Annotated in this window: 10 protein-coding genes; 6 read left to right on the plus strand and 4 right to left on the minus strand. The window is 42.9% G+C overall.

Annotation, left to right across the window (positions count from 1 at the left end; all coding sequences use genetic code 11):
- Window positions 1-204 precede the first annotated feature (204 nt).
- Window positions 205-1,179, plus strand: coding sequence for an HTH-type transcriptional regulator CysB (cysB, locus tag EXA13_RS00480; RefSeq protein ID WP_238131374.1), 975 nt, complete (start codon window positions 205-207; stop codon window positions 1,177-1,179).
- A gap of 55 nt (window positions 1,180-1,234) precedes the next feature.
- Entirely contained in the window at window positions 1,235-2,446 is a 1,212-nt protein-coding gene (locus EXA13_RS00485) for a methyltransferase (RefSeq protein ID WP_238131375.1), read from the plus strand.
- A 21-nt stretch (window positions 2,447-2,467) separates the two neighbouring features.
- On the opposite strand, the gene ald is transcribed toward EXA13_RS00485, so the two are convergent.
- On the minus strand, window positions 2,468-3,592 hold the full coding sequence (gene ald, locus EXA13_RS00490) for an alanine dehydrogenase (RefSeq protein ID WP_238131376.1): 1,125 nt from the start codon (window positions 3,590-3,592) through the stop codon (window positions 2,468-2,470).
- 152 nt (window positions 3,593-3,744) lie between these two features.
- Between ald and lrp the strand changes: the two genes are divergently transcribed.
- The 3 genes from lrp to EXA13_RS00505 all read left to right on the plus strand — a co-directional run bounded on the left by lrp (window position 3,745) and on the right by EXA13_RS00505 (window position 8,757).
- On the plus strand, window positions 3,745-4,239 hold the full coding sequence (gene lrp, locus EXA13_RS00495) for a leucine-responsive transcriptional regulator Lrp (RefSeq protein WP_004726475.1): 495 nt from the start codon (window positions 3,745-3,747) through the stop codon (window positions 4,237-4,239).
- A 182-nt stretch (window positions 4,240-4,421) separates the two neighbouring features.
- Window positions 4,422-7,253: a DNA translocase FtsK gene (locus tag EXA13_RS00500; protein ID WP_238131377.1), complete on the plus strand. Its 2,832-nt coding sequence runs from the start codon at window positions 4,422-4,424 to the stop codon at window positions 7,251-7,253.
- Window positions 7,254-7,776: 523 nt separating this feature from the next.
- Window positions 7,777-8,757, plus strand: coding sequence for a carbohydrate porin (locus tag EXA13_RS00505; RefSeq protein ID WP_238131378.1), 981 nt, complete (start codon window positions 7,777-7,779; stop codon window positions 8,755-8,757).
- 57 nt (window positions 8,758-8,814) lie between these two features.
- Here EXA13_RS00505 and dsbB read toward each other — a convergent pair whose 3' ends face one another.
- Window positions 8,815-9,336 carry a disulfide bond formation protein DsbB gene (dsbB, locus tag EXA13_RS00510; protein ID WP_238131379.1) on the minus strand — a complete coding sequence of 174 codons (522 nt, stop codon included), beginning with the start codon at window positions 9,334-9,336 and terminating at the stop codon, window positions 8,815-8,817.
- Window positions 9,337-9,456: 120 nt separating this feature from the next.
- The gene (nhaB, locus tag EXA13_RS00515; RefSeq protein ID WP_238131380.1) at window positions 9,457-11,043 is read right to left on the minus strand and encodes a Na(+)/H(+) antiporter NhaB; all 1,587 of its coding nucleotides are present in this window, start codon (window positions 11,041-11,043) and stop codon (window positions 9,457-9,459) included.
- Window positions 11,044-11,621: 578 nt separating this feature from the next.
- Between nhaB and fadR the strand changes: the two genes are divergently transcribed.
- Window positions 11,622-12,461 carry a fatty acid metabolism transcriptional regulator FadR gene (fadR, locus tag EXA13_RS00520; RefSeq protein ID WP_238131381.1) on the plus strand — a complete coding sequence of 280 codons (840 nt, stop codon included), beginning with the start codon at window positions 11,622-11,624 and terminating at the stop codon, window positions 12,459-12,461.
- 69 nt (window positions 12,462-12,530) lie between these two features.
- Here the strand turns inward: fadR and EXA13_RS00525 are convergent, their stop codons facing one another.
- The gene (locus EXA13_RS00525) at window positions 12,531-13,688 is read right to left on the minus strand and encodes a DUF1887 family protein (protein ID WP_238131382.1); all 1,158 of its coding nucleotides are present in this window, start codon (window positions 13,686-13,688) and stop codon (window positions 12,531-12,533) included.
- Window positions 13,689-13,752 lie beyond the last annotated feature (64 nt).

A 13,752-nucleotide genomic window follows, 5' to 3' on the forward strand; every position in this document is an offset into this window, starting at 1 on the left:
TTCTGTTTTCCGCATAAAAAAATGCAACAGAACGATCGTTTTTAGGGGGAAACACTGATTTTCCCTCAAAATGCTCGAAAGATGAATCTTTTATAGAACAATTTCTTGTAAGCCCTTTGCATTATGTTCGTGAAGCGTTATAACTAATAATTATAAACTATGGAATCGCGATGTCGCACTTCGCACAGGAATATAGGGTTAATTATGAAGTTGCAGCAGCTTAAGTATATTGTAGAAGTGGTCAACCATAACTTAAATGTGTCGGCGACAGCTGAAAGTCTATATACGTCACAACCAGGCATCAGTAAACAAGTTCGTTTGCTGGAAGATGAGCTCGGTATACAGATTTTTGAACGCAGCGGCAAGCATCTTACGCAAGTGACCACCGCAGGGCAAGAGATTGTCCGCATTGCGACAGAAATTTTAGCGCGTACCGAAAGCATAAAATCGGTTGCTGCAGAGCATACTCATCCAGAAATGGGAACCTTAAACATTTCAACGACTCATACTCAAGCACGTTATGCCTTACCTGATGTGATTAAAGGGTTTACGGCTCGCTATCCCAAAGTTTCTTTACACATGCATCAAGGAACCCCGAGCCAAATGTCAGAAGCCATTGCTAAGGGCGTTGCAAACTTTGCGATTGCAACCGAAGCGCTCCATTTGTATCAAGATGCGATTATGTTGCCTTGCTATCATTGGAACCGTTCAATTGTGGTGCCTAAAGATCACCCATTGGCACAAAAAGCATCGGTAACCATCGAAGATATTGCTGCTTACCCTTTAGTTACTTATGTCTTTGGTTTTACAGGGCGTTCAGAGCTTGATACTGCCTTTAATCGCGTTGGTTTGCACCCAAGAGTGGTATTTACTGCAACAGATGCTGATGTTATTAAAACTTATGTACGAATGGGAATCGGGATTGGGGTGATTGCTAGCATGGCGATTGATAAAAACCAAGATACCGACTTAGTCGCGATTGATGCTAGTCATATCTTTGGTGCCAGCACGACAAGTATTGGCTTTCGTCGTGGAACATTCTTACGTTCGTATATGTATGACTTTATGGAACGTTTTGCGCCTCATTTAACAAGGCCATTGGTTGAACGTGCCATCTCTTTAAAATCGAATGCAGAAATTGAAGAAATGTTTAAGGATATTGAGCTACCAGTACGCTAATGCTTTTCTCCTTGTTGGCCTCACTCTAGAATAAGCCCTCTGCTGAGGAGGGCACATGCGCGATATTTTTCAACAATTTGATACGTTTCTTAGTCAAACTCAGCCTTTCTGGCGTTTTGAGCCTTTTCATGAGAGTGGTCTGGCTGCTACGCCTTGGGCCTTAATGGCTCCTGAGTTAGATCATTGGCTAAATGCACTTTCTATCGAAGACGTTGCTGAGTTAAAGCAACAACCTGAACCCCTCATTTCCTGTTTATCACCTTATATTCCTGGTCTAGAGAGCATTGTTCGAGTTCAAAGTTCTTTGCTATCACATCTGAGGCTAGAGGGGGATAGAAGCGTGGGGAACGAGCTTTATACGGGCATTCCCGGTCGTAAAGTCGCTCAGATTGAAAACCTAGGGCCTTTACTGGTGAATTGGCATCAAGGTGAGGCTTGGTTAGAGTGGTGTTCTGGTAAGGGGTATCTTGGCCGTTGGCTTGCTGCCTTGTCCTCACATCCTGTTGTCAGTTTTGAATATCAAAAGGCATTATGCGAACAAGGCCAATGTGAAGCGAATCGCTTAGGGTTGGCAATGACTTTTGTTCAAGGGGATGCATTTGATATGAGCAGTCAGAGCGTGTTTCAACCTCATCAACATGCGGTTGCCTTACATGCTTGTGGTGATTTGCACGTTCGATTGATGCAATATGCCATCCAAGGTCAGTTAGCGGCAATAACGTTTTCGCCTTGTTGCTACCATCTGATTAACGGTGAATATTATTGTCCGCTTTCTGAGGTTGGGAAGGGCTCGTCTTTACATCTAACTCGTCATGAGCTGCGTATTCCATTACAGGAAACCGTGACCGGAGGAGAGCGTGTTAAGCGTCATCGCCAATTGGAGATGAGTTATCGACTTGGGTGGGATGAACTGCTAAGAGCTGAATTGGGTTACCAAGAATACCTTCCGACGCCAAGTATTAAAAAATCTCAATTGAGTGATGGCTTCTACGCTTTTTGTCGGTGGGCGGCGACACAAAAAGGGATGGCGTTACCCCAGGTCGATTTTGAATACTATCAGCAAAAAGGTATACAGCGCTTTTGGCGTATGGAACGACTGAGCTTAGTTCAGCAGGGGTTTCAGCGCTTACTCGAACTGTGGTTAGTATTAGATAGAGCGGTGTTTCTACAAGAGCAAGGGTATCGAGTAGAAGTGGGCGAGTTTTGTGCGCGTGAAGTGACGCCGAGAAACATTGTTATTCATGCGCAAAAAGATAACCGGGCATAACCCGGCTATAAACGTGTCTTCTTAATTTAAGTGGTTAATGGCATCCAGCGGAGAGACATAGGGTAGTTTGAAGTTATCGGCAACTTCCCGGCACGTCACTTGCCCATGAATCACATTAAGGCCCTTCAAAAAGCCGGGATCATTCAGTAAGGCTTGTTGATAACCTTGATTTGCTAATTTAACAATGTAGGGAAGTGTCGCATTATTTAAAGCAAAGGTTGACGTGCGGGCTACGGCTCCGGGCATATTAGCAACGCAATAATGCACAACATCATTAACAACATAGGTTGGGTTGTCATGCGTGGTTGGACGAGACGTCTCGATACAACCGCCTTGATCAATGGCCACATCGACAATAGCGGATCCTGGTTTCATTCGTTGGATATGCTCTTTAGTGACTAATTTTGGCGCTGCAGCGCCAGGAATTAAGACCGCACCAATCACGAGATCAGCCTCAAGAGCTTGCTGTTCAATAGCATCTGAGGTGGAGTAAATCAGCTTAGCTCGTCCTTGAAATTCTTCATCTAAGCGACGTAGTACATCAATGTTTTTATCTAAAATGGTGACGTCAGCTTTTAAACCCATAGCCATCCGTGCCGCATTGGCTCCGACCACGCCCCCTCCAAGAATGACCACTTTAGCAGGAGCAACTCCCGGCACTCCTCCCAGAAGTAACCCCATTCCAGCGTGTGATTTTTCAAGCGTGAGCGCTCCAGCTTGCACGGACATTCTCCCTGCAACTTCAGACATAGGTGCTAATAGTGGTAAGCGGCCCATATTATCTGTTACAGTCTCATAGGCGATGCAGACCGCTTTACTCTTGATAAGTGCTTCAGTTTGTGGAAAATCTGGGGCAAGATGTAAATAGGTAAATAAAATTTGCCCTTCTTTTAGCATGGCTCGTTCTATAACCTGAGGTTCTTTAACTTTTACAATCATGTCTGCTTGCGCAAATATGTCAGCAGCAGAGGGAAGAATGGATGCGCCTGCAGCGATGTAATCATCGTCTGAGAAACCGATACCCGTACCTGCATGGGTTTCGACAATCACTTGGTGGCCGTAGGAGAGAAGTTCTCTCACATTAGCCGGAATCATTCCCACACGGTATTCGTGGTTTTTGATTTCTTTAGGGATGCCAATTATCATCCTGACTCCTTATGTGTTGGGTTGTTTAATGAATGTAGTAACTTTGTATCGAATTTATAACTAGTTTAGTTGTGCATATATAAAGTTTGATGCTGAATATAAAGAAGTTGTAGTATATTTTTTTGCAAGGAAGTAATAAGGTGGAATAAAAAATGGCAGACAATTATAAAAGGCCGTCCAAGGATCTTGACCGTATTGATCGCAATATCTTAAATGAGTTGCAGAAAGATGGTCGCATTTCGAACGTTGAATTATCCAAGCGAGTAGGTCTTTCTCCTACTCCTTGTCTAGAACGTGTACGTCGTTTAGAACGTCAGGGTTATATCACGGGTTATACTGCGTTACTTAACCCACAATATCTCGACGCTTCATTGCTCGTGTTTGTTGAGATTACATTGAATCGTGGTGCACCTGATGTATTTGAACAATTTAATACTGCGGTACAAAAGTTAGATGATATTCAAGAATGTCATCTGGTTTCTGGTGATTTTGACTATCTTCTGAAAACACGAGTATCGGATATGGGGGCATATCGTAAACTCTTGGGAGACACTTTGTTGCGTCTACCCGGTGTAAATGACACCCGTACCTATGTGGTTATGGAAGAAGTGAAACAAACCAACCAGTTGGTGATTAAAACTCGTTAATCGTTTAGAACGGGGTAAAGAGACTTCTTGCCACATTCTGACGTAGATAGATTGGGTTTTTGACCTTGGTATGGTTAAATCAACAAACAAACCGAGCGGCAGTAGCCGCTCGGACTGTTTTCACCCCTCCGATATGCGTATAGTGTGCTGCATATTGGGCATTATCATAGTCAAGTTGGTTTATGTTCAAAGAGAACAATCATAAAGTTGAAACAATCATCAAGACCAGTGAAGAGCCTCAGTCTTTACGCTTGAATGGTAAACAACGGTTAAAAGAGTGCGGGTTGATTTTGGCCGTACTGTCTTCCATTTTATTGGCGGTGGCGTTACTGACTTTCCACCCCGCCGACCCATCTTGGTCACAAACGGCTTGGGGTTCTGATATTCAAAATGCTGGTGGTATTGTTGGTGCGTGGGTGGCAGATACTCTTTTCTTTGTTTTTGGTTCATTAGCCTATTTATTACCCATTATTTTAACACTCAGTGCTTGGATCTTTTTACGGCTAAGAGATGAAGATGAACGTTTAGATTTTACCTTGTGGGGTACAAGGCTACTTGGCTTAGTGATGCTCATTTTAACGAGCTGTGGTCTTGCGGATATTAATTTTGATGATATTTGGTATTTTTCCTCCGGTGGGGTCATTGGTGATGTATTAACCAGTCTTGCGTTACCGACGTTGAATTTATTAGGTACCACGTTGGTTTTACTGTTTTTATGGGGAGCCGGATTCACCTTACTGACCGGTATTTCTTGGTTGACGATAGTGGAATGGCTAGGAGAGGGGGGGATCAGTGCTTTTCAATGGTTGGTCAATCGTTTTCGTGGTGACGCTCCTGAGTTAGTAGCTCCACAATTGGTCGAACCTCAAGTGGCTGAACGGTCTTCGGTCTCTCAATCTCAGGAGCCTGAGAAGAATGAACCGCAGGTGACATCATCACCAATGGATCAAGAGGATGAGCCGCAAGAGCGACACTTTAATATCCATATACCAGAGCCGCGTCCCGCTGAAGTTCAACCAAAGGGCGTTTCTTTGCAGGAAGCTCCTGAATTTTCTTATCCAGATGACGGTGAACCATTATCTCCCACGCCATCGCGTGAGGTGCAGCTTTGTACGACCATCGAAGAGCTAGAGAATGCGGCTCGCCAGAATAACGATTATGCTGTGGATCTCGACGAAGGACATCTACCGAATGATCACGCTTCATCGGCCCCGTTAACGGCAGCCATCGAACGAGATGAGCAAGAGAGTCGCCACACTATTTCTTCATTACCTAAACAAGACGGGGATGACGATTTTACTGAACCGATGATCTCAACTCTGGATGTGGTTGAAATGCCAGTAGAAGAAAATCAATCGAAAACACAGTCGATGAGCATGGACGAACCCACAACAGAGGCTGAACGTGACGATGATCCTGATGTACAGGCTTTTCAAACATTGGTTTCAGAGGCTCAAGCTAACATCGCAGCTAAGCAAAACCCATTTTTGATGCAACAAGATGTTCATTTACCAAAACCAACAGAACCTATGCCGACTTTGGAGCTGTTGTATCATCCTGAAAAACGAGAAAACTTTATCGACCGAGCCGCTTTAGAAGAGATAGCCCGCTTGGTTGAATCAAAATTGGCTGATTATAAGATTCAAGCGCAAGTAGTGGACATTTTCCCTGGTCCGGTCATTACCCGTTTTGAGTTAGATTTAGCTCCCGGTGTTAAAGTAAGCCGAATTTCTAGCTTATCAATGGACTTGGCTCGCTCTCTGTCCGCTATGGCTGTTCGGGTCGTAGAGGTCATTCCAGGTAAGCCATATGTTGGGTTAGAGCTTCCTAATATGAGCCGTCAAACTGTCTACTTGTCTGATGTGATCAGTAGTCGTCAATTTAAAGAATCAAAATCACCGACTACTATTGTACTAGGGCAAGACATTGCTGGTGAAGCCGTGGTGGCCGATTTATCAAAAATGCCTCATGTTCTTGTTGCGGGAACGACTGGCTCGGGTAAATCAGTTGGTGTGAATGTCATGATCCTCAGTATGCTGTACAAGTCTACTCCGGAAGATGTTCGTTTTATCATGATTGACCCAAAAATGTTGGAGTTGTCGGTTTATGAGGGTATTCCACATTTACTTGCTGAAGTGGTTACTGACATGAAAGATGCATCCAATGCATTGCGTTGGTGTGTGGGAGAAATGGAACGCCGTTATAAATTGATGTCTGTATTAGGTGTCCGAAACATCAAAGGCTTTAACGATAAGCTGAAAATGGCGGCAGAAGCAGGGCACCCCATTCATGATCCTCTTTGGAATGAAGGGGACAGTATGGATATTGAACCTCCATTATTGGAAAAACTGCCTTACATCGTGGTGGTGGTTGATGAATTTGCCGATTTAATGATGGTGGTAGGGAAAAAGGTTGAAGAGTTGATCGCTCGCTTAGCGCAAAAAGCGCGTGCTGCGGGTATTCACCTTATTTTGGCAACACAACGACCTTCAGTGGATGTAATTACCGGGTTAATTAAGGCCAACATTCCTACACGGGTTGCCTTTACGGTTTCGACTAAAACGGATTCACGAACCATTTTGGATCAAGGGGGGGCTGAGTCGTTATTAGGAATGGGGGATATGCTTTACTTGCCTGCAGGGTCAAGCCATACGGTCCGAGTTCATGGTGCATTTGCCTCTGATGATGATGTTCATGCAGTGGTAAATAACTGGAAAGCACGTGGTAAACCTAACTATATCAGCGATATTATTAACGGTGATCAAGGGCCAGAGGCATTGCTGCCGGGTGAAAGAATGGAAGACGATGAGGATATGGATCCTCTCTTTGATCAAGTTGTAGAACATGTGGTTGAAACTCGTCGAGGTTCTGTCTCTGGTGTTCAGCGCCGCTTTAAAATTGGTTATAACCGTGCTGCTCGTATTGTTGAACAGCTGGAAGCTCAAGGAATTGTGAGTGCACCTGGGCACAATGGTAATCGAGAAGTACTGGCTCCAGCTCCTCCTAGAGATTAATTTCTTTTACTTCTTTACATTATGCTGCTTAGAGTGATCTCGGCAGCATTTTTTTATTTTCCACTATTTTTACAGATTATCCGTTTTAACGTTTAACCTCTTAAGTAAGAAAATGGAACCTCACCTTCTTTCTTATTCTTTTCCTTTTCTATTTATTTACATTCATCAGCTGAATTAATTTTTTCAGTAAAAAAATTAACAATAATAATCGTGCCAAGAATTAATTTCTTATCCAAATTAATTCTATAAGCGTGATGAAGAGAATATTCCTCATCATTCATTAATTGGGAACGGTTCCTTGTGTGATCAAATTCATGGTTTCTATGGTTTTGGTGAATGTAGACTCTCCTCCGTCAGTGGCATGCAGGGATGCGCATGTACAGTGGTCACTGACCTTGGAAATGAAAAGATTGCCACATTGAAACAATGTACCCCCTAATCAGTTTCATTTCTGAGTTGTGCTAAGGAAAAGCATTAAATCAATAAAATCAAGACAATGACCTTAAGGTCAATGGAGATAATAATGAAATTTAATACCTTTGGTAAACTTTCTCTTGCTTCCGTTTTAGTTTCGACTGCACTGGCAGCTAATGCCGGAATCAGTGTTGAAAATGAACAGGGTCTATTCACAATTGGTGGTGATGTTGAGTACGATCTCAACGCAGTAGACAAAGATAGAAATAACCAAGATACCCAAGACTTTAGCCAGAGTGGCCGTATTTTGGTGCAAATTGCTGCCGAACGCGCTGTCGCTAACGATCACTATCTAAAAGTACAAGTTCAACCGCTACTGAAATCTACAGGCGATGTCGATCTGGATGATGCATTCTTCGCTATCGGTCGCCAAGCTGATTGGGAATTAAAAGTAGGCCGTTTTGAAGCATTTGATATGTTTCCAGTTGGTCAAGATACGATGCTTGATTTTGCGGGAACGGAGCCTTACCGTTTAAAAGATGCGCGTGGTCGTGGTGACTATGGGCAAGTGAGCTATGCAAAATCGCTTGATAAACTGTATTTTGAGATGGGGTCATTATTCAAAGAAAATAATGGCGCAGATCAGAATGCGGTTTTCGTTCGACCTGTTGCCGCTTTCCAAGCAACCGATAGCCTACGTTTTGCGGCAGGTATGGAAGCGAACTTAACGGCTGATAAAGCGGATGCTGACAATGATTACCTTGGCTATGGGGCAACGATTAAATATGCGGTACAGGATTTTAGCTTAGATCTGAGCTATGCATACCGTGATTTTGATACCAATGATCGAGAAGATTCATCAGTAGGTGCCGTAATCCAATATAAACGCTTTGGTTTAGGTCACATTTATTCTCAGGAAGAAACCACAAGCAAACTGAAAATGAATACGACTTGGGCATCGTATGAGATAGCCAATGTATTAGATGTTGAAGACTTTTCTATCTACCTAGGTTCTTACCTTTCAAAAGTAGATAATGATGCCGATGATCAAGATGTCGGTGTTCGTGTTCGCTTCAAGTACTTCTTTTAATTAGTTATTCGCACTGCTTATTTTGCCCACCGATTGGTGGGCTTTTTTGTTGTTCATTTATTCTACGCGTTTAATACACTGTGCTACGACTACGGCTCCAAGTACGATTAAGTTACCCGTAAAAATGGCGACTAACCATTGTGGCATCGTTAAGGTTAGGAATTGCCAAGAAATATCACTGCAATCCCCATAAGCTTCAAACAGCCACGGAACCCATTGATTGAGTGGAGCCCAATCTGGAAAGGTGACAAAGAGATCGCAAGTATTGAATGGAGAAGGGTTTAGTTGGTAATCCACATGCTGTAGGGCAAGGGTTAAACCTTGATAGGCACTTCCTCCCCAAGTTATAAGCCCTAGCCAGCGAAGGACTGGATGTTTTGGATTCATGAAGCCGATGAATGCTCCAATCCCTATGCCAAGCATAGCTATGCGCTCATAAATACACATAACACAAGGAGCAAGAAGCATAACATGTTGAAAATAAAGCGCACAAAGCTCAAAAAAGAGTACAAAAATCAATAAAAGAGCCCAAGAGAGGCGATTGTGAGAGAAACGTTTGAGTAGCAAAAGAGCGTTCACATCATCATCCTTGCGTAATTAAGATAGTATTCAAGCCATTGATGTTTATGAACATCAATGGCTTGGCATAATAGTCAGAGCTTTTTAACGTGGAATAGTTTCTTATTCAATACAAATTTTTTAATGTCCCATGATTTCAGCGGCCGCTTTCAGGCTATGGTGGGTAATCCAACCCATTTCATAAAAATAACTGGTCATCGGTTCAAGTAGAAAAATTACTCCCCCTAAACCGATTAAGCTCATCACCAGTGTATAAGGTAAAGCCATCACAACCATTCGTCCATAAGAGAGGCGAATGAGTGGTGCAAGTGCTGAAGTGAGTAGGAATAAGAAAGCGGCTTGCCCATTCGGTGTGGCAACCGATGGTAGGTTGGTGCCGGTATTGATTGCTACAGCAAGTAGGTCGAATTGGTCACGAGAAATCAGCCCATGAGTTAATGCCGCTTGCACTTCACTGATATACACAGTACCCACAAAGACGTTATCAGACACCATGGATAAGAGGCCATTGGCCACATAAAATAGAGCTAATTGCGTTCCTTTATCGTCAATATGCAGCACACTGTCGATGATCGGAGTAAATAATTGTTGATCAATAATGACGGCAACCACGGAGAAGAAAACGGCCAATAGTGCGGTGAACGGTAAGGCTTCTTCAAATGCTTTTCCTAGGGCATGCTCTTCCACAATACCTGAAAAACTGGTCGCAAGAATAATAACGGATAGACCAATCAGCCCCACGGCAGCTAAGTGCAAGGCTAATCCGACAATCAACCAGACGGCGATAATGGCTTGTACCCAAAGTTTAGCAATATCTTGCTGATTTCGATTCAAGCGGGTGTGATTATCAAAATCCATCAGAATTTGGCGAACATTTGCTGGCAGTTCGGCACCATAGCCAAAGAGCTTAAAGCGTTCAACAAATAGACAAGTGAGAAGCCCACAAAGAAAAACCGGAACCGTAATGGGGGACATACGGATAAAAAACTCACCAAACAACCAACCGGCATGGTCTGCAATAATGAGGTTTTGTGGTTCACCAACCATGGTCATTACGCCGCCCAGTGCCGTTCCGACCCCTGCATGCATCAGTAGTGAGCGTAAAAAGGCGCGATAATTTTCTAAATCATCACGAGTCAGTTCTGAGATCTGTTCATCATGGGTGTGATCGTGAGAGGAAGTGGAAGGTTGCCCGGATGCCACTTTGTGATAGATAGAATAAAAGCCAACTGCAACACTGATTATTACCGCTATTACCGTTAAAGCATCTAAAAATCCAGAAAGGAAAGCTGCCGTCACACAAAAGGCCATTGATAAAATCAATTTTGAGCGGATACCTAATAAAATCTTGGTGAAGATGAATAACAGTAAATTCTTCATGAAGTAGATACCTGCAACCATAAACATCAACAGTAGCAGTACTTCAATATTCGCAACCAGTTCATGTTTCACTTGATCTGGACTTGTCATGCCTATGGCGATTGCCTCAATCGCTAACAATCCCCCGGGCTGTAGAGGGTAGCATTTCAACGCCATGGCTAAAGTGAAAATAAATTCAGCGACCAATAACCAACCTGCGACGAAAGGATGAATAAAAAAGAAGACGATAGGATTGATGATTAAAAAGGCAATGATGGCAATTTTGTACCAGTCAGGTGCTTTGCCCAGAAAGTTCTTAATAAAGGCACTTCCGAGTGATATCGGCATGATTATTACTCTTGTGTTAGTCAGATTAGACGCTTCTATCCAAGGTTCATTAGCCAGTGAATCTTTCTTCATGGCCTATCGTTAAGAACGTGGGGTTTCTGGTGTGAAGAATCTAATGGAATCATTTCTCATAATGACTGAGTAAAACTATAAACGGATACGTTCATACTGTTACTGAGTCATTCCCTAAAAGAATAAGTACATTGATGTACTTAGGCACGAACCGCGCTAAATGAATAAATTTACTCATCTCCTTACTTGATAACTTTGCGGACCTATCACACGCTAAATGGGACATTCAAACGATAAGACCCAATTGCGAGTGTAAAAGAGTAGTGGATGATGTGGTGGGAGTAAACCACACGGTAGCGCTTTTCACTGGTGCTTTTTGATAAATTAAATTGAATAAATGAGTCGATATAATCTCTTTGCTGAATCAATTAACGATTGAAATCGAGTTGTTACTCTAATATTGAAGATGTGACAAGTTTACTTAGGGTTTGTTTCCGCTCAATGAAAACTAGTGGTATGATGAGTCCTATTCGACCCAAATAAATTAGAAACTGGATTAGTAGTTAATGGTCATTAAAGCAAAAAGCCCAGCAGGTTTTGCAGAAAAATACATTATTGAAAGCATTTGGAATGGTCGTTTCCCACCAGGCTCCATTTTACCTGCCGAGCGAGAGCTTTCTGAACTTATCGGGGTCACTCGTACCACATTACGAGAAGTCCTTCAGCGTCTTGCCCGAGATGGCTGGCTAACCATTCAACATGGTAAACCGACCAAAGTAAATCAATTTATGGAAACATCGGGCCTGCATATTTTAGATACGTTAATGACATTGGATGCTGAGAATGCCACCAGTATTGTTGAGGATTTACTTGCCGCTCGTACGAATATCAGCCCTATCTTTATGCGTTATGCATTCAAAGTGAACAAAGAGAATTCTGAGAGAACGATCAGCAATGTGATTGAGTCTTGTGAGGCATTATTAGCAGCAGAGTCTTGGGATATTTTTATTACGACCTCACCCTATGCTGATAAAATTAAGCAGCACATTAAAGATGAAAGTGACAATGAGGAATACACGCGAGAAGAGATGTTAATCGCAAAAACATTTAACTTTTACGATTACATGTTATTTCAGCGCCTAGCCTTCCATTCTGGTAATCAGATCTACGGTCTAATTTTTAATGGTTTAAAGAAGTTGTATGACCGTGTGGGGAGTTATTATTTTTCAAACGCAGAAGCACGTCAACTTGCGCTATCTTTTTACCGTGATTTACTAGAAGTGTGTCACTCTGATGCTCGTGAGCAATTACCCATCGTGATTCGTCATTATGGTATTGAAAGTGCGCAAATCTGGAATCAAATGAAAATGACCTTACCGTCAAACTTTACTGAAGACGATAGCTGATTTTTCGATGGTTTAAAATGAAAGTGTAAAGAAAAAGCCCCTTGGGGCTTTTTCTTTACCTGCGAGAAACTATAGCTCGCCGCCTCCCGCCGCTTGAAACCAACGTGTTAAGTGTGTCTTGAGATCTTTTAATTCGTCAGGTCCAATCAACGCTAGCCCTAAGTCTTCTGCACGAGTAATGTCGTTATGGCGTAATGGACGAAAGCTGACTAACATAGCACGGGCTTGCAGCCCCCCGAGCAAGTCACGCAAGGACTCTAACTTATACAAGGTATCATCACCATCATCACGCATGCCTTTTGTCTTACATTCAATGATATGCAGTTTATTATTGACGACGGTTGCGACATCTAATTCATTACGGACTTCTCGTTCCCCGAGTTGGCGATAAACCTGCACGTTAAGCGAGCGGTCTTGTATTGTCGGCATCACATCTTGGATTTGCCTTACTGTACTGTGCACCAGCGTTTCTAACCATTCACCATTGGCAAAGCGGCGAGCATCTTCATCAGAAAAAGTCAGTAAGCCCTGTTGATACGTGGCAATATTGGCTTCCACGAGATCGGTGATTAGTAAATTGAGTTCACGGTAACTTTGCTGTTTATCGGAGAGTTCAACATCCAGTTTTTGTTCTTTTCGACAGGTGGTGGCTAAGTAGTTCAAGGTCGCAAGGCCTGGCCCGAGTTCTAATGCATGGCTAGCCCAACGTTCTCCTAATTGATACAGTTTTTGATCCAATTGAGGCGGGCGATTATGCTCACAAAATTCACCACGGGCACCAAAAATGGTCAGATAGTCGGCGATCGTAATATTATCTTGTACTTGAGTATCTTGACTGCCATCGGGATAGAGCCAGCATAGGCGATCACTACGTGGTTCAACGACAAAAATGGGCCAGTGATAGGTTCGAAAAATTTCATAGACAGACAATAATCGATGGCGCAACCCACAACTGGCATTAAGTTTTACTTCCACTTGGCGCTGTTTGAGGTCTTCTGCGAGCTGGCGAATGGCTAATTTTGTTTCGGTAATATTTGCTTCGTAAGGAATTTCAAAAAACTCAGAGGTAATCTCTCTTTGGGCTAATACGGCATGTAAACGAACATACATGGCCTCTTGGGTATGGTCACCGATAAAGACAATGTGTCGACTAATGGTTCGATTATCCAGTAGTGGGGTGACCAAACGTACCGGATCCTGATCTATGATGCCAACATGAACGGCCATATTTTATCCTCATGTTTGGCTTGCAGAGTGGAGAAAAGGAAAAAGAAGCGAGCAAGCCTTATTC

Origin of the sequence: Vibrio cincinnatiensis, assembly GCF_022113815.1 — a bacterium.
Taxonomy (GTDB): domain Bacteria; phylum Pseudomonadota; class Gammaproteobacteria; order Enterobacterales; family Vibrionaceae; genus Vibrio; species Vibrio cincinnatiensis_A.

Coding starts and splice junctions, on each gene's coding strand:
- ald (WP_238131376.1), bottom strand. CDS start 3,592: ATGATAATTGGCATCCCTAAAGAAATCAAAAACCACGAATACCGTGTG.
- nhaB (WP_238131380.1), bottom strand. CDS start 11,043: ATGCCGATATCACTCGGAAGTGCCTTTATTAAGAACTTTCTGGGCAAA.
- EXA13_RS00500 (WP_238131377.1), top strand. CDS start 4,422: ATGTTCAAAGAGAACAATCATAAAGTTGAAACAATCATCAAGACCAGT.
- EXA13_RS00505 (WP_238131378.1), top strand. CDS start 7,777: ATGAAATTTAATACCTTTGGTAAACTTTCTCTTGCTTCCGTTTTAGTT.
- EXA13_RS00485 (WP_238131375.1), top strand. CDS start 1,235: ATGCGCGATATTTTTCAACAATTTGATACGTTTCTTAGTCAAACTCAG.
- fadR (WP_238131381.1), top strand. CDS start 11,622: ATGGTCATTAAAGCAAAAAGCCCAGCAGGTTTTGCAGAAAAATACATT.
- lrp (WP_004726475.1), top strand. CDS start 3,745: ATGGCAGACAATTATAAAAGGCCGTCCAAGGATCTTGACCGTATTGAT.
- cysB (WP_238131374.1), top strand. CDS start 205: ATGAAGTTGCAGCAGCTTAAGTATATTGTAGAAGTGGTCAACCATAAC.
- EXA13_RS00525 (WP_238131382.1), bottom strand. CDS start 13,688: ATGGCCGTTCATGTTGGCATCATAGATCAGGATCCGGTACGTTTGGTC.